Origin of the sequence: Pseudonocardia sp. DR1-2 (assembly GCF_023717215.1) — a bacterium.
Classification (GTDB): domain Bacteria; phylum Actinomycetota; class Actinomycetes; order Mycobacteriales; family Pseudonocardiaceae; genus Pseudonocardia; species Pseudonocardia alni.
Window position 1 is genome coordinate 1 of the sequence record NZ_JAMQOF010000013.1, and the last position, 15,657, is coordinate 15,657.

The following is a 15,657-nucleotide window of genomic DNA, read 5'->3' on the forward strand; positions in this document are numbered from 1 at the left end:
CATGGGATATGCCCCGGACTTTCGAGTCCGGGGCATTTCTCGTTTCCGGACCGTTTCTCGGTCCGATGCGTGCTACCCGGCCCGGGTGGGGTGTCGGGGTGTCCTTTCCCGAGCCCCTGGTGCGGGTTGTCCGGGGTCGCTGGTCAGGGGCGTGCCGCTCCCCGGCGGAGTCGGGGGGCCGCATCCGGTCCGGTCCTGCTGGTGGGCCAGCCGCACCTCGCACCCCTTTCTGCGACCTCGCACCCTCTGCGGGGGCTGCGAGGTCGCAGAAACAGGTGCGACGGGGGCGCGGGGGGCGGCCGGCGGGAACACCGGCGCCGCGGGTGTCAGAGATCGGCGCCCACGGCGTCGTCGACGCACGAGAAGCCGTCGGCGCGCAGCAGCGCCGCGAGCTCGCGGTGGACCCGGGCCGGCCAGAGCAGACCCCCGTAGACGAAACCGGTGTAGGCCTGCACCAGTGCCGCGCCGGAACGGATCCGGCGGTAGGCCTCCTCGGCGTCGGCGATCCCGCCGACGGAGACGACGACCTGGTCGTCGTCGAGGCGGGTCCGCAGCTGCCGCACGACGGCACGGGCCCGCTCGGTCAGCGGACGGCCGGACAGCCCACCCGCACCGGTGGCGGCGACGACGTCGGGGGCAGTGCGCAGACCGTCGCGGGCGACGGTCGTGTTCGTGGCGACGACCCCGTCGAGCCGCATCCGGCGGGCCAGGTCGGCGACGGCGTCGAGATCCTCCGGCGCGAGGTCGATCGTGATCTTCACCAGGAGCGGGACACGACGGTCCCGGGACACCCGGTCCAGCTCCTCGCGGACCGCGACGAGCAGCGGCTCCAGCACGTCGACCTGCTGCAGGTCCCGCAGACCGGGGGTGTTCGGGGAGCTGACGTTGACCACGACGTAGTCGGCGTAGGCGCCCAGCGCGGCGGCGCTCGCACGGTAGTCCGACGCGGCGTCCTCGGCGGGTACAGCCTTGCTCTTGCCGATGTTGACCCCGAGCACCGGCATACCCGGCCCGGAGCGGGCCCGGAGCGCGGCGAGGCGGGGCCCGACGGTCCCGGCACCGGAGTTGTTGAAGCCCATCCGGTTGACCAGCGCGGCGTCGTCGACGAGCCGGAACAGGCGGGGCCGCGGGTTGCCGGGCTGCGCCCGTCCGGTCACCGTGCCGATCTCGACCGCGCCGAACCCGAGCCTGCCGAGCGCGAGCACACCCTCGGCGTCCTTGTCGAAACCGGCGGCGAGACCGAGTGGGCCCGCGAACTCCAGACCCAGCGCCCGGGTGCGCAGCACGGGGTCCGACGGGGCGAACCGCTCCGCGACCCGCTCACCGACGACGGGTGCGGTCCCGAGCGCGCGGACCACACCGAACCCCATCCGGTGCGCGGGTTCGGACGGGACGTGCCGGAGCACGTGGCGTATGAGGGCGTCGTACATGCCCCCATCCTCACACCGGCCTAGGAGGTGCGGCGGGACAGCCCCAGCTGGTCGAGCATGCGGCGGTCGCGCTTCGTCGGGCGGCCGGCGCCGCGGTCGCGGTGGGCGAACAACGGCTGCCCCGCGGTGCTCGGCTCCGGCGGGGTGTGGTCGATGTAGCACTCCTGCGCGATCGGGGCACCGACCCGCTTCTCGATCACCCGGGTGACCTCGACGATCCGGTTCCGGTCGTACACCCGCGCCCGCACCCGGTCGCCGACCTGCACCGTCGCCGCCGGCTTCGCGGGCCGGTCGTTGATCCGCACGTGCCCGCCCCGGCACGCCGTCGCGGCGTCGGCACGGGTCTTGGCCAGGCGCACCGACCACAGCCACCGGTCCACGCGGGTCCCCTCCATCGGACCATCGTGCCATCCGGGACGGCGGTCCGGGCCTCAGTAGTGCACGACGCCCGGTGTTCCCCCGCCCGCGGCGACGGCGTCGCCGGTGATCGCGACCGAACGGGGCGAGCACAGGAACGTGATGACGTCGGCGACCTCCGCGGCGGTCGTGATGCGGCCGATCGTCGTCGTTGCGTCCAGCTCCGCGCGGGCCTCACCCCCGGTGATCCCGGCCGACTCCGCCCGCGCGGCGACGGCGTCGGGCGTCCGCTCGGTCTCGGTGACACCGGGGTGCACGACCGTCACGTTGATGCCGTGCGGACCCAGCTCCTGGGCGAGCGCCGCCGTCATCGAGGCCACCGCGACGTTGCGCACCGACCCCACCAGCGACGTCGACTTCCGTGCGTTCAGGCCGCTGACGTTCACGATCCGCCCCCACCCCTGGGCCCGCATCAGTGGCGCGACCGCCCGCGCGCACCGCAGGTAGCCGAGGACCTTCGTCTCCAGCTCGACCCGCACCGCGTCGTCGGTGATCGAGGCCAGGTCGGTCGGCGGGCCCGCGCTCGCCGGCCGCGCGGCGGCGTTCACCAGCACGTCCACCCCACCGAACCGGTCGGCGACGGCGGCGACACCCCGGCGGACCGCGTCGTCGTCGGTGGTGTCGACGGCGACGGCCAGCACCTCCGGCGCACCCTCGGCGCGCAGTCCGGCCGCCGCGGCCTCCAGGGCGCCGGCGTCGCGCGCGAACAACGCCACCCGGGCGCCCTCGGCGGCGAGCGCCCTGGCCGTCGCCAACCCGATGCCGCGGCTCCCACCGGTGACGATCGCCCGGCGCCCGTTCAGTTGCAGATCCATGATTCCCACCGTGCCGCAACCCTGCCGGGACCGCAGGCGTCTACGGTGTGCGCGTGGCTGAGCCGATCGACTCCGTGCTGGTGGTCTTCAACCCGGGCAGTACGGGGGACGCCGACGTGCTCGCCGAACAGCTGCGCGACGAGCTCGGCGCCGCCCGGCCCGAGTTGCCCGTGCGGCTGGTGCCCACCGAGTACGCCGGGCACGCCCGCGTCATCGCCCGCGAGGCCGCGTCCGCAGGCGGGCGCCCGCTCATCGTGTCGGCGTCCGGCGACGGCGGCTACAACGAGGTCGTCAACGGGATCATGGACGTCCCCGGCACCGACGCCTCGGCCGCCGTCCTCGCCGCCGGGAACGCCAACGACCACGACCGCGTCACCGCACGCCGTCCGCTGGCCGAGGCGATCCTCGACGGCCGCCCCGAGCCGATGGACCTGCTCGAGATGCACCGCGACGACGACCCGCCGCACTACGCGCACTCCTACATCGGGTTCGGGCTGACCCCCGTCGTCGCGCTGCAGATCGAGAAGGGCGGCAAGGGCAGCATCCGCGAGGTGATCACCACGGTGCGGGCGTTCTGGGCGTTCACCCCGTTCGAGGTGGAGTTCTCCCGCGGCGACCGGCGCCGGATCGACAACCTGGTCTTCGCCAACATCGGCGAGATGGCCAAGGTCGCCGAGCTGTCGGCCACGAGCCGTCCCGACGACGGCCGGTTCGAGGTCGTGCTGCTGGAGCACCGTCCGAAGTGGAAGCAGCTGTGGGTGGCTGCCCGGGCGGCGTTCTCCGGGCTCGGCCGCCAGCCCGCGACCTCGGACTTCCGGTTCACCGCGTGCGGGCCGATGCCGGTGCAGATCGACGGCGAGGTCGACGAGGTCGCCGGCGGCACCGCGATCCGCGTCCGCTGCGCGGCCGGGGCACTCAACGTCGTGCGCTGACCCCCGCCGTGCTCACGGGGCGAGCGTGAACTCCACCGCGCCGAGGTCGTCGCCGAAGCTCGCCCGCACCCGGGCGCCGCGGTGCACGGGCATCGGGACGGTCGTCGTCCCGGTGGTGACGACCGCGCCCGCCTCGAGCCGCAGGCCGTAGCCGGGCAGGACGTCGGCCAGCCACGCCAGCGCGGTCCACGGGTCCCCGAGGACGGCCGCGCCGGACCCGGCCGCCCGCTCCTCGTCGACCTGCAGGGTGGTCGGGGTCGCGGCGAGGTCGAGGTCGAGGGCGCCGGGGAGCTCCGGTCCCAGCACGAACCGGCCGGCGCACGCGGCGTCGGCCATCAGCGACGGCGCCCCCGCGGTGACGAAGTCGGTGAACCGCGACTCGGGCAGCTCCACCGCCCCGTGCACGGCCGCGACCGCGGCGCGCAGCTCCTCGCGGGTCGCGCCGGCACCCACCGGGGCACCCATCACGAACGCGAACTCCGCCTCGGCGACGGCCATGTGCAGGTCGTCGGAGGGCACCACGTCACCGGGGGAGTGCCGGAACCGCTCGAACAGCGCCCCCGGCAGCGGGGCGTCCACCCCGATGTGGGCCTGCCCGGCGGGCGCGGTCGCCGCGAGCTTCCAGCCGTAGGACGGCCCGGCCCGCTCCGACAACCTGCCCTGCGCGGCGAACCCCTCGGCCAGGCTGCGCGGACGCAGCAGCTCCGGCAGCGCGGCGATCCGCTCGCCGGTGGTCCAGGCCTGCCACAACGCGCCGGCGGTACCGTCGGCCCGCACGAGGTCGACGGCGGTCGGGTCCATGCCCGCGGAGCTGTTCTCGGCACTCATCGGGGCGGCATCCTGCCAGGGCCGCGGGTCAGCCGTCGTCGCCGGTCCGGGCGCGCAGCACCTCGGCGACGCGGCGGACCCGGTCGTCGGCGAGCGCGTCCTCCAGCGACACCGGCAGCGGGATCCGCCAGTTCGGGTACTCGTCGACGGTGCCGGGCAGGTTCGGCTGCCGCGTCTCGCCCAGCACGTCGTAGAGGGACGCCAGGACCAGCCGCGACGGCGCCGACGCCAGCAGCGCGTGCAACGCGACGACGATCGTGTCCTCGTCGGTCTCGTCCGGGGAGTCGAGCAGCCCCTCCGAGGTCAGCAACGCCAGCAGCTCGTCCCGTTCGGCTCCGGCCTTCGCCTCCTCGGTCGTCGGGTCGTCGAGAAGCCCCAGCTCGGCGCGCACCCGCACCTGCTCACCGGCCAGGAACCCGGGCGCGGTCGGCAGGTCGTGGGTGGAGATCGTCGCGACCGACCGCTCGGGCCAGCGACGCGGCGGGCGCAGCGGGCCGTCGTCGCCGCCGGTTACCGGGTCGGGGTCGCGGGAGAACCACAGCACCGTCGAGCCCAGCAGGTTCCGCTCGGCCATGTCCTCGCGGATCCGCGGGATCACCGTGCCCAGGTCCTCGCCGACGACCAGCGCGCCCGCGCGGTGGGCCTCCAGCAGCAGCACCGCGAGCATCGCGTCGGCGTCGTAGTGGACGTAGGTGCCGCGGTCGGCCGTCTGCCCCGACGGCACCCACCACAGCCGCCACAGCCCCATGACGTGGTCGATCCGCAGGCCGTCGGCGTGCGCGAGCAGTGCGCGGGTCATGTCGCCGAACGCGGCGTAACCGGTGTCGGCGAGGCGGTCCGGGCGCCACGGCGGCAGGCCCCACGTCTGGCCGCGCTGGTTGAACGCGTCCGGCGGTGCACCGACCGTCGCGCCGAGCGCGAGCACGTCCTGCAGCATCCACGCGTCGGCGCCCTCGGGGTCGCAGCCCACGGCGAGGTCGTGGATGACACCGACCGGCATCCCCGCGTCCTTCGCCGCGGCCCGCACCCCGGCCAGCTGCGCCTCGGCCTGGCGCTGCACCCAGGCGTGGAACGCGACGCGCGGCGCGAGTTCGGCACGGGCGGCCGCGACGCCGGGGGCGTCGGGACGACGCAGGTCGTCCGGCCACAGCGACCAGCGGCCGCCGAAGCGCTCGGCCAGCGCGCAGTAGGTCGCGAAGTCGCGCAGGTCGGCATCCGGGGCGCCGTCGGGGTACCCGGCGCTGCGCCACAACGCCTCCAGCGCGGACCGCTTCGCCGCCCAGACCCGGTCGTGCGCGATCCGGTCGCCGGTCGTCTCCGGGCGCAGGGCGTCGACCTCGGCGCGGGTGGCCGCGTCGGCGGCGGCGTAGGCCGGGAGGTCGGTGACCCGCAGGCTCAGCGGGGTGGCGTAGCGGCGCGACGACGGTGTGTACGGCGACGGCTGCACCGGCGGCACCGGGGTGATCGCGTGCAGCGGGTTGAGCAGCACCGCGCCCGCGCCGTGCCCGCCGCGGATCAGCGTGGTCAGGTCGCCGAGGTCGCCGATGCCCCACGAGTCGCGCGAGTGCAGGGCGTAGAGCTGCAGCATCCAGCCCCACGTCCGGGGCGGGTCGGGCAGCCTGGGCGGCGCGACGACGACGTGGGCACGCCCGGCCGTCGTCTCGCACGCGTAGCGGCCCGGCTCCAGCCCGGCGGGGAGCTCGCCGTCGATGTCGCGGGCCCATCCCTCGTCGCCACGCGCACCGTCGACGGCGGTGAGGCGACCACGGCCCGGCACGGTGCGGGAACGGTCGCTGCGCAGTCCGATCGTCGGCGGCAGCGCCCCGGCGCCGGCGCGCTCGCGGGCCCCGGCGAGCGCCACCCGTTGCGCCTCGGGGGAGGCGACGTCGACCTCCAGCAACCCGAGGACGGTGCGGACCACCTCCGCGTCGATCGGCTGCTCGGTCCTGCTGCCGTCGAGGTACGAGGTCGCGACGCCGTACGCGTCGGCGATCTCGGCGAGCTCGGGGGTCACCGGGTCGCTGGTCATGGGTCGATCCTGGCGGATGAGCGGCCGCCCGGCCCGGCCGCCCGGGGTGATACGGGCAACCGCCGCGACCGACACGCGGGACGCCTCCGATCACCCCCGGTCAGGGGGGCCGCGGTGCTACGGTGCGTCGCCGGATGCGCCGACCGGGTCACCGTGGCCGGCCGGGCGGCGGGGCCCGGCGACGGGCACCTCCTCCCGGGCCGCACCCTGTCGTGGACGACGGTTCGCGCAGCTCCGGCAGGAGGACTTCCAGATGTCGACGTGGGCCCTGCTCGGGCTGGTTGTGGTGGTGGTGCTGGTGGCCGTCGGGATCGCCGGGTTCCTGCGGTGGGGGCGGGGCCGGGAGGACGACGTCGCGTCGTCCGAAGGGGACCGTCCGCGCACCGTCGCCGATCTCGTCGACCGCCGCGCCCGCGGCCTCGACGACGGGCCCGGCAGGCCCGCGCCCGACCCGTCCGTGCCCGCGGCGCCCCCGGCGCCTCCGGTCGACGATGCCCCGGAGCCCGTGGTCGACGAGGAGCCGGCCGCGGACCGTGAGACCGCCGGGTCCGCCGCCGCGGCGGACGACGGTCCCGACGACACCGTCGCCGCGACCACGCCCGTCGCCGCGGTCCGTCCGCAGCAGGAGCGCCCGCGGCCCCCCGACGCGGAGGACACCGCCCCGGACGTCGGGCCGTCGTCGTCGGCGCCCGACATCACCGAGGCGGTCGGCACGGCCGATCCCACCGACGAGCTGCCGGCGGTCCCGCGGGTGACGCCCGACGTGAGCGCGGGCCCGGTCGGCCCGCCCTGGTCGCGCGGGTTCAAGGACGGCAAACCGCTCGAGCCCGTCGAGGTGGCACCGGCCCGGCGGACCCCGGCCCCGACGCCCTTCGTGCGACGACGGCCGGTCGCGGACCCCGCTGCCCGTACCGCCGACGAGGCGACCGCGGCCACCGGCACCGGCCCGGACAGCTCGGCGCCCGACATCAGCACGCCCACCTCCGGGACCGCGGTCGTGGGCGACGCGTCGACGACCGCGTCCGAGGCGCCGGCCGACGCGTCGACCGGCGTCACCGGGTCCACCGGCGTCACCGGGGACGTCGCGTCCGTCGGGGACACCGCCTCCGCCGGGGAGGAGGCCGACGAGTCGGTCGACGAGGCCCTGCCCGCCGCCACGACCCCGTCCCGCGCGCCCTTCGACCCGGACCTGGTCCGGCGGGTCACGGCGCTGCCGTCGGAGCGCACGTCGGTCCGCGCCCCGGCCGACCCGGACACCGAGCGGGAGTTCCGCGAGGCCCGGGACCGCATCTCGACCCCGCACACCTGGGCGGGCCGCGTCCCCGAGCAGGCCGGCGCACCCGAGACGGCCGGCGACACCCCGCCGGTGAGCCGGATCCCGTCGATCGGGCTCGCCGCCTCCGGCGCCCGTGCCACGCGCGAGAGCACCGACAGCCCCGAGCCGCCGCCGCGGCCCGCCCCGCGGGTCCTGCGGTCGGCGCGTCCCGGGAGCGGACCACGGCACCTCGCCCCGTCGCTGCGCGGGACGTCCGCGACCGACAGCGGCCCCGACGAGGACACCGCTCCTGTCGAGGACACCGTCGTGTCCGGCGAGACCGGGGACACCGGTTCCGAGGCGGGCTCCGGCGGCACGGTGACCACCGACCGCGCCGCCGGTGCGGTCGACGTCGTCGACGTCCGTGGTCCGGCGGGGGACACCGACGCCTCCGTGCCGGGCACCGGCGAGCGCGAGACCCCGACCGGGGATGCGGCCGACGACGCCACTACCGACGACGCCACGACGGACGACGCCACGACGGACGACGCCGCGACCGCCGCCCCCGAGGCGACGGACCCGGCCCCGCCCCGCCAGGCCCCGGACGAGCAGGCCTCGCACGTGCAGGCTTCGCACGAGCAGGCCCCGCGGGAGCAGGCCCTGCAGGAGCAGGACCCGCAGGCCGAGGCCCCGACCCCGGACCCCACCACCCCGGAGCGGTCCACCACCGCGCCGGAGGCCGAGGAGACACCCGTGCACGCCGGCCCGACCACCGCCACCCGCCCCGACCGCGCCGAGGACGTCTCCCTGTCCGTGCTCCGGACCGGGCCCGTGCCGTCGGCGGTCGTGCCGGACACGGCGCCACAGGACATCGAGGTCCGCGTCGTCGACGCCACCGACGCCCCGCTGCCCGGCGCCGAGGTCGCGCTGCGCGACCGCTCCGGCGGGCCGATCGGCTCCGCCACCACCGACGCCGACGGAACGGCGCACGTCACGGCGCCGGGCGCCGGGGCGTTCGTCGTCGTCGCCCGCGCCGACGGACACCTGCCCGGCGTCGCGACCTGCACCGTCGGCGACGACGACGCCGGCACCACCCTGCGCCTGGCCGCTGCCGCCGCGGTCCACGGCTCGGCGCCCGCGGGCACCGGCGTCGTGCTCTCCCAGGACGGCGAACCGGTCGCCTCGACGACCGCCGCGGCGGACGGGACCTACCACCTGGCCGACCTCGACCCCGGCCGCTACCTGCTCGCCGCGGGCGACGGCCCGGGGGTGGAGGTCGACCTCGTCCCCGGTGGCGACGAGCGGCGGGACCTGGCGGGCTCGTGACCGGCACCACGGAGGTCCACGGCCGGCTCCCCGGCGTCGGCGGTGTCGAGCTGTTCTGGCAGGGCCGCCTCCCCGAGGGCGACCCGAGCGGCGTCCTGCTGGTCAGCCACGGCATCGGTGAGCACTCCGGCCGCTACGACGCCGTCGTCGACACGCTGGTCCCGGACGGCTGGGCCGTGTACGGCCTCGACCACCGCGGCCACGGCCGCTCCGGCGGCACCCGGGTGCACGTCCGCCGCTACGACGACCTGCTCACCGACCTCGAGACGTTCCGCCGCGAGACCATCGCCCGCCACCCCGGCGTCCCGGTGTTCCTGCTCGGGCACAGCCTCGGCGGCCAGATCGCGCTCGCCTACGCGCTGCGCCACCAGAACCGCCTCGACGGGCTCGTCCTGTCCGCGCCCGCACTGGCCTCCGACGCCGTCCCGGCCGCGCTCGTGCCGCTGCTGTCGGTCGTCGCGAAGGTCCTGCCCACGGTCCGCCCGGTCGGGATCGACACCTCCGCGATCAGCTCGGACCCGGCCGTCGTCGCCGACTACGACGCCGACCCGCTCGTGCACCACGGCCGCCCCACCCTGGCTCTCGGCGCGGAGATCTACCGGCAGATGGCCGAGCTGCCCGTCCGGGCCGCCGAGCTGCGGATCCCGCTGCTCGTGCAGCACGGGACCGCGGACCGGCTGACCGACCCGGCGGGCACCCGGCTGCTCGACGAGCGCTCCGGGTCGGCCGACACCACCGTGCTCTGGTACGACGGTTTCTGGCACGAGATCTACCACGAACCGGGCCGGGCGACCCCGCTCGCGGACCTGCGGGACTGGCTCGACCGGCACCGCGACGCGGCCCGTCAGGCGACCTGACCCGACCGATCCCCGCCTCACCGCGCCGGACCCGCCCCGGTGGTGCGATCCTGGGGCCGGTACGGCGGAACGGGGTGGCGCGCACGGTGGAGCGGTTCGACCGGCGGACGGAGGACGAGTACGTCCCCGTCCGCGACCTGCTGGCGACGATCGACTGGTCGGCGACCCCGCTCGGCGTGCGCGACACCTGGGACCGCGAGCTCGAGGACACCATCCGGTTCATGCTGGAGAGCCGCCAGCCGCTCGTCGCGTGGTGGGGGCCCGAGCTCGTCCTGTTCTACAACGACGAGTTCGCCGGGCACTCCGGCCTGCGCCACCCCCGGTCCTTCGGCAAGCCCCTCAGGGAGGGCTGGCCGGAGATCACCGCGCATCTCGGGAGCCACCTCCACGAGCTGCTCTCCGGGGACCGCGAGGGCATCTACCGCAGCGACGACCGGATCGTGCTGCGGCGCTGGGACACCCTGGAGGTCACGTGGTGGACCTACTCCGCCACCCCGGTCCGCGGTCCCGACGGCGGCGTCCTCGGCCTGATCGTCTTCACGGCCGAGACCACCCCGCAGGTCGTCGGGGGCCGGCGGATGGCGCTCCTGGCCGCGCTCGGCGAGGTGGCCCGGGACGCACCGACGCTGGACATCGCCGTCGAACGGCTCACCACGGTCCTGACCGACCTGCCCGACGACGTCGGCTGCGCCGTGGTGACGACGGTCGGCGCCGACCCCGGCCCGCTGGCCACCGTCCGCATCGACGCGCCGCCCGCGGGCTGGCTCCCCGACGACCTCGACCCCGACCACGTCACCGACGTCGAGTTCCTCGCCGTCGACCCGGTCGCGGTCCACGGCGACGACGGCGTCCCGGTCACCGACGTCGTCCGGGCGGCGGTGCACACCCCCGACGGGTCGGCCGGCATCGCCGTCGTCATCGGGGCGCCGCCGTTGCTCCCGCTCGACGAGGACCACCGCTCGTTCCTGCGGCTGGTCGCGGGCACCGTCGGCGGCCTGCTGACCGCCGCGCTCGCCCGCGACCGCGAGCGCGACCGGCGCGACGACGCCGGGCTGATCGAGCAGGCCCGCGCCGAGTACTACGCCGGCCTCGGCGACGAGTTCCGCGACCCGCTGACCCTCGTCCTCGGACCGCTGGAGCGGCTGCGCGACCACGACGACGCCGCCGTCCGCACCCAGGTCGAGCTCGCGCAGCGCAACGCGCAGCGGATGCTCAAGCTCGTCGACGGGCTGGTGGACGTCTCCGCCCTGCAGACCGGCAAGCACGACGGCCTGTTCGCCCCGACCGAGATCGGGAAGACCACCGCGGCGCTCGTCGACGCGTTCGCGCCCGTCGTCGAGCGGGCCGGGCTGGAGCTGGCGGTGTCCTGCCCGCCGCAGGTCCGGCCGGTCTGGGTGGACCGCGACGCCTGGGAGAAGGTCGTCCTCAACCTGCTCAGCAACGCGGTCAAGTACACCCGCCAGGGCACGATCACCGTCGACCTCGCCCAGGACGGCGAGCAGGTCGTCCTGCGGGTCTCCGACACCGGCGCCGGCATCGTCGACGGCGAGCTCGACGCGGTGTTCGACCGCTTCCACCGTCCCACCCGGCGGCACGGCCGCAGCGGGGACGGCAGCGGCCTCGGCCTGCCGCTGATCCGCCAGCTGGTCCGTCTGCACGGCGGCACCATCGGGGTGACCAGCGAGCCCGGCGCGGGCAGCACCTTCACCGTGCGGCTGCCGCTGGGCTTCGCCCACCTGCCCCCCGAACGCCTCGTCCGGGCCCAGGTCGGGTCCCGCGCCGCCCCGCAGCTCGCCGCGCCCTACGTGGCGGAGGCGCTGCGCTGGCTGCCCGACGCCCCCGAGCCCACGGGCGCCGCACCGGTCCTCGCCCGCGGCCGCTCGGTGGACGGGTCCGTCGTCGACGGGCTGGAGGTCGACCACCGCGACCGGGTGCTCGTCGTCGACGACGACCGCGAGATGCGCGGCTACCTGCGCGACCTGCTCGTCGAACGCTGGACCGTCCGGGTCGTCGCGGACGGTGCGGCCGCACTGGAGTCCGCCCGCACCGACCCGCCGGACCTGGTCGTCGTCGACGCGGCGCTGCCCGGCAACGGCGGCATCGAGCTCCTGCGGGCGCTGCGGTCGGACCCCCGCACGATCGGGGTGCCGGTCGTGCTGCTGTCGTCGCGGGCCGGGGAGGAGGCCGCCGTCGAGGGGTTCGCCGCCGGCGCCGACGACTACCTGGTCCGCCCGTTCTCCGCCCGCGAGCTGCTCGCCCGGGTCGCGAACCACCTGCAGCTCGGCCGGGTCCGCCGGGCCGCCGAGCTGCAGTTCCGGGCCATGGCCGACTCCACCCCGGCACTGATCTGGGTCGACGACCCGGGCGGGCACCGGCTGTTCGTCAACCGGGGCTGGCTGGACTTCACCGGCGTCGAGGACGCGGCGCAGGAGCTGGGCCACGACTGGCGCCGCCGCATCCACCCCGACGACCGCGAGCGCTACCGCTCGGTGACCTCCGCCGCCGCCCGCGCGCACGCGCCGTTCGAGGTGGAGTACCGGCTGCTGGACCGGGCGGGCCGCTACCGCTGGGTGCTCGACCGCGGCGCCCCCGTCCGCGACGGTGAACGCTCCGCGGGCTACGTCGGCGGCTGCCTCGACATCGACGTCCAGCACCGTGAGCAGCGCCGGCACCGCATCTACTCCGAGGTCGCCGAGTCCCTGGAACGGGAGATCACCCGCACCGGGCGCACCGACCAGCTCGTCCGCGCCGTCGTCGAGGACCGGCTCGCCGACATCGCCGTGGTCCACGACGCCGACGCGGTCACCGGCACCGGCACCCTCGCCGTCTCCGCGCAGCGCTCGGCGCTGGAGCCCTCGCTGTGGCGGCTGGCCCCGCTGGTCCCCGCCGACGACGACGGCCGCCCCGAGATCCTCGACGCCGCCCACTTCGACGAGGTCCTGAGCCGGCTCGCACCCACCCAGCGCCGGGCCTGGACCCGGCTGCGCATGACCTCGGCGATGGTCGTGCCGCTGCCCGCCCGCGGCCGCACCAGCGCCGTGCTGACCGTCGTCCGCACCGAGTCGGGCGACCCCTACACCGACGACGACCTGGACCTCCTGTCCGAGATCGGGCGCCGGGCCGGGCTGGCCGTCGACAACGCCCGCCTGCTGGAGCAGGAACGAGCCTCGGCCCAGCGCCTGGGCCTGCTGCACCGCGCCACCGCCAAGATGTCGGCCGCGGCGACCCCCGGCGAGGTCGCCGCGATCGCCGCGGACCACATCGTCGACCTGCTCGACGCCGACCACGCCGGGCTCTGGGAGATCCGCGGGGAGTGGCTGCAGGCGCTCACCGGCCACGGGTGGGACCGCGACATGTGGCAGCGCGCCGCCCGGATCCGGGTCGACGCGCCGCTGGCGTTCACCGAGGTGCTGTCCGGGCACGAGCCGATGTGGTTCACCACCGCGCACGAGTGGGCGACGCGCTACCCCGCGGCCATCGGCATCGCACCGGACCACGCCCAGACCATCGGCTACCTGCCGCTCGTCGCCGGCGGGCGCTCGCTGGGGGTCCTCGCCGTCGCCATGCTGACCGAGCGACGGCTGTCCGACGCGGACAAGGAGGCGGCCGTCGCCGTCGCCGAGCTCGCCGCGCAGGCGCTGGACCGGGCGTCGATGCTGGAGGCCGAGACCGAGGCCCGGCGGCTCGCCGAACGCCTCGGCGCGGTCGCGACCGGGCTGGCCCGGGCCACCGACCTGGAGTCGGTCGCCGAGGTCGTCGTCGAGCACGGCCGGATCTCGATCGGGGCCGACGCGGTCGCGGTGCTCGTCGTCGACGAGGGCGGCGCGCTCTCGCTGCTCCGGGAGACCGGCTGGCCCGCCGACGGCCCGCCGATGCGCACCCCCGGCCGCGCGCACCCGCTGAGCCGCGCGGTCAGCAGCGGCGAGCCGATCTGGAACGCCGACGGGCCCGCCGACGGAGAGGTGCGGCGCTACCCGGTGCACACCGCGGTGCCGCTGATGGTCGCGGCCCGCCCGATCGGCGTCATCGGGCTGCGCTTCGAGACCGAACCGGTGTTCACCCCCGAGCAGCGCAGCTTCGTGCTGACCCTGGCCAACCAGTGCGCGCAGGCGATCGTCCGCGCCCAGCTGCACCAGGCCGAGCACGAGGTCGCGGTCACCCTGCAGCGCAGCCTGCTGCCCCAGCGCCTGCCCGACATCGAACGGCTGTCGCTGGCCACCCGCTACCGACCCGGCACCCAGGGCACCGAGGCCGGGGGCGACTGGTTCGACGTCCTGGACCTCGGCGACGACCTGGTGGCACTCGTCGTCGGCGACGTCGTCGGCCGCGGCCCGGCGGCGGCCGCGGTGATGGGCCAGCTGCGGTCCGCGGTCGCGTCGAACCTGGTCAACGGCCAGCCCCCGGCGCGGGCGCTGGAGCAGCTCGACCAGTACGCGCTGCGGGTGCGCGGCGCGATGGCCAGCACCGTGGCCATCGCGACGATCGACACCGGCACCGGCGAGATGCGCTACGCCAGCGCCGGCCACCCGCCGCCGCTGGTCGCGGGCCCGGACGGGGTGCGGACCCTGTCCGAGGGCCGCGGCGTGCCGCTGGGGATCTCCGGGCGGCCCCCGTTCCCCGAGGCCGTGGACCGGATGGAGCCCGGCGAGACGATCCTGCTCTGCTCGGACGGCCTGTTCGAACGCCGCAACGAGGTCATCGACGACGGCCTGGCCCGGCTGTCCGCCGCGTTCGACGAGCTGTCCGCCGCCCAGCCCCGCGACATGGCGGACACGCTGCTGCACCGCATGTCCGAGGGGACGGTCATCCCCGACGACACGGTCGTCGTCGTCGCGCGGCTCATGCCGCCGCCGCTGCGGATCGCGATCGAGGCCGACCCGAAACGGCTCGCCCCGCTGCGTCGCGCGGTGGCCGCCTGGGCCGCGCAGTGCGGGATGGGCCCGGACGCGGTCAGCGACCTGCAGCTGACCGTCGGCGAGGCCGCCACCAACTCCATCGAGCACGCCTACCTGCCCGAGGACACCGACGGGCGCGCCGGGGTCGACCTCGACCTGGCGCTGACCGCGGACGGCTCGGTCGCGGTGCGCGTCACCGACGGCGGACGCTGGCGGCCCCCGCCGCCCGACCCCGGCTACCGCGGCCGCGGCATCGCGCTCATCCGCGAGCTCGCCGGGGACGTGCACATCGACCCCTCGGACTCCGGCACCACCGTGCGGTTCCTGCTGCCCGCGATCCCGGTCGAGGTGGGCACCCCGGGCGCGGGACCGCCGGTGGAGTTCGTCGCCGGGGAGCCCGAGCCGGACCGCGACCGGATCGACACCCCGTCCGGCGACGGCGACGACGGCACCGTCCGGGCCCGGCTGCGTGCCGTCCCGGACGCGCACGGCGTGCGGATCGGGATCGTCGGCGACCTCGACCTCGGTGGGGTCTCGGCGATCCGGGCCCCGCTGATGGAGCACGTCGACCGCGGGCTGCCGATCACCCTGAACCTGCCGGGGGAGGCGTTCGTCAGCAGCGCCGGGATGGCCCTGCTGTCGGAGGTCGCCCGCCGGATGCGGACCAACGGCGCGGCGCTCACCCTCGTCGCGCCCGCGGGCAGCCAGGCCCGCCGCTCGCTGGTGCTGTCGGGGCTCGACACCGTCATCGGCATGTCCGACGACGACGGCGCCTGACCCGCCGACCTGTCCGGACACGCACGGGGTCCTCCCGCGGGCCGGACGGCGGGTTGAAACCGTGCCCACCGCTGTGATGCCATTCCCGGCATGAGT

The 15,657-nt window shown here is 76.2% G+C and carries 9 protein-coding genes; 4 read left to right on the forward strand and 5 right to left on the reverse strand.

The window, feature by feature from the left end; all coding sequences use genetic code 11:
• Window positions 1-326: 326 nt before the first annotated feature.
• From ND486_RS27055 to ND486_RS27065, 3 genes are read right to left on the reverse strand one after another with little or no spacing between them, the layout of a single operon-like run.
• Entirely contained in the window at window positions 327-1,430 is a 1,104-nt protein-coding gene (locus tag ND486_RS27055; protein WP_251787161.1) for a quinone-dependent dihydroorotate dehydrogenase, read from the reverse strand.
• Window positions 1,431-1,450: 20 nt separating this feature from the next.
• The gene (locus tag ND486_RS27060) at window positions 1,451-1,825 is read right to left on the reverse strand and encodes an RNA-binding S4 domain-containing protein (RefSeq protein WP_251787162.1); all 375 of its coding nucleotides are present in this window, start codon (window positions 1,823-1,825) and stop codon (window positions 1,451-1,453) included.
• 36 nt (window positions 1,826-1,861) lie between these two features.
• Window positions 1,862-2,662 carry an SDR family NAD(P)-dependent oxidoreductase gene (locus tag ND486_RS27065; RefSeq protein WP_251787163.1) on the reverse strand — a complete coding sequence of 267 codons (801 nt, stop codon included), beginning with the start codon at window positions 2,660-2,662 and terminating at the stop codon, window positions 1,862-1,864.
• Between the two features lie 53 nt (window positions 2,663-2,715).
• Here ND486_RS27065 and ND486_RS27070 point away from each other — a divergent pair, with 53 nt between their 5' ends.
• On the forward strand, window positions 2,716-3,594 hold the full coding sequence (locus ND486_RS27070) for a diacylglycerol kinase family protein (protein WP_251787164.1): 879 nt from the start codon (window positions 2,716-2,718) through the stop codon (window positions 3,592-3,594).
• A 12-nt stretch (window positions 3,595-3,606) separates the two neighbouring features.
• Here ND486_RS27070 and ND486_RS27075 read toward each other — a convergent pair whose 3' ends face one another.
• Together ND486_RS27075 and malQ are read right to left on the reverse strand one after the other, a co-directional pair.
• Window positions 3,607-4,422: a 2-keto-4-pentenoate hydratase gene (locus ND486_RS27075; RefSeq protein ID WP_251787165.1), complete on the reverse strand. Its 816-nt coding sequence runs from the start codon at window positions 4,420-4,422 to the stop codon at window positions 3,607-3,609.
• Between the two features lie 28 nt (window positions 4,423-4,450).
• Window positions 4,451-6,451, reverse strand: a complete 2,001-nt coding sequence (gene malQ, locus ND486_RS27080; protein WP_251787166.1) for a 4-alpha-glucanotransferase — start codon at window positions 6,449-6,451, stop codon at window positions 4,451-4,453.
• Between the two features lie 253 nt (window positions 6,452-6,704).
• On the opposite strand from malQ, the gene ND486_RS27085 reads away from it, so the two are divergent.
• The 3 genes from ND486_RS27085 to ND486_RS27095 all read left to right on the forward strand — a co-directional run bounded on the left by ND486_RS27085 (window position 6,705) and on the right by ND486_RS27095 (window position 15,561).
• Complete coding sequence (locus ND486_RS27085; RefSeq protein WP_251787167.1) at window positions 6,705-9,032, forward strand: carboxypeptidase regulatory-like domain-containing protein; 2,328 nt, start codon at window positions 6,705-6,707, stop codon at window positions 9,030-9,032.
• Window positions 9,029-9,889 (forward strand): alpha/beta hydrolase, encoded by an 861-nt coding sequence (locus tag ND486_RS27090; RefSeq protein WP_251787168.1) that lies wholly within the window; start codon window positions 9,029-9,031, stop codon window positions 9,887-9,889. The genes ND486_RS27085 and ND486_RS27090 overlap by 4 nt, the downstream gene beginning before the upstream one ends.
• A gap of 74 nt (window positions 9,890-9,963) precedes the next feature.
• The gene (locus ND486_RS27095) at window positions 9,964-15,561 is read left to right on the forward strand and encodes a SpoIIE family protein phosphatase (RefSeq protein WP_251787169.1); all 5,598 of its coding nucleotides are present in this window, start codon (window positions 9,964-9,966) and stop codon (window positions 15,559-15,561) included.
• Window positions 15,562-15,657 lie beyond the last annotated feature (96 nt).

What these genes read in the sequence shown, in the direction of transcription:
- ND486_RS27085 (WP_251787167.1), top strand. Translation starts at nt 6,705, where the DNA reads ATGTCGACGTGGGCCCTGCTCGGGCTGGTTGTGGTGGTGGTGCTGGTG.
- ND486_RS27060 (WP_251787162.1), bottom strand. Translation starts at nt 1,825, where the DNA reads ATGGAGGGGACCCGCGTGGACCGGTGGCTGTGGTCGGTGCGCCTGGCC.
- malQ (WP_251787166.1), bottom strand. Translation starts at nt 6,451, where the DNA reads ATGACCAGCGACCCGGTGACCCCCGAGCTCGCCGAGATCGCCGACGCG.
- ND486_RS27075 (WP_251787165.1), bottom strand. Translation starts at nt 4,422, where the DNA reads ATGAGTGCCGAGAACAGCTCCGCGGGCATGGACCCGACCGCCGTCGAC.
- ND486_RS27055 (WP_251787161.1), bottom strand. Translation starts at nt 1,430, where the DNA reads ATGTACGACGCCCTCATACGCCACGTGCTCCGGCACGTCCCGTCCGAA.
- ND486_RS27065 (WP_251787163.1), bottom strand. Translation starts at nt 2,662, where the DNA reads ATGGATCTGCAACTGAACGGGCGCCGGGCGATCGTCACCGGTGGGAGC.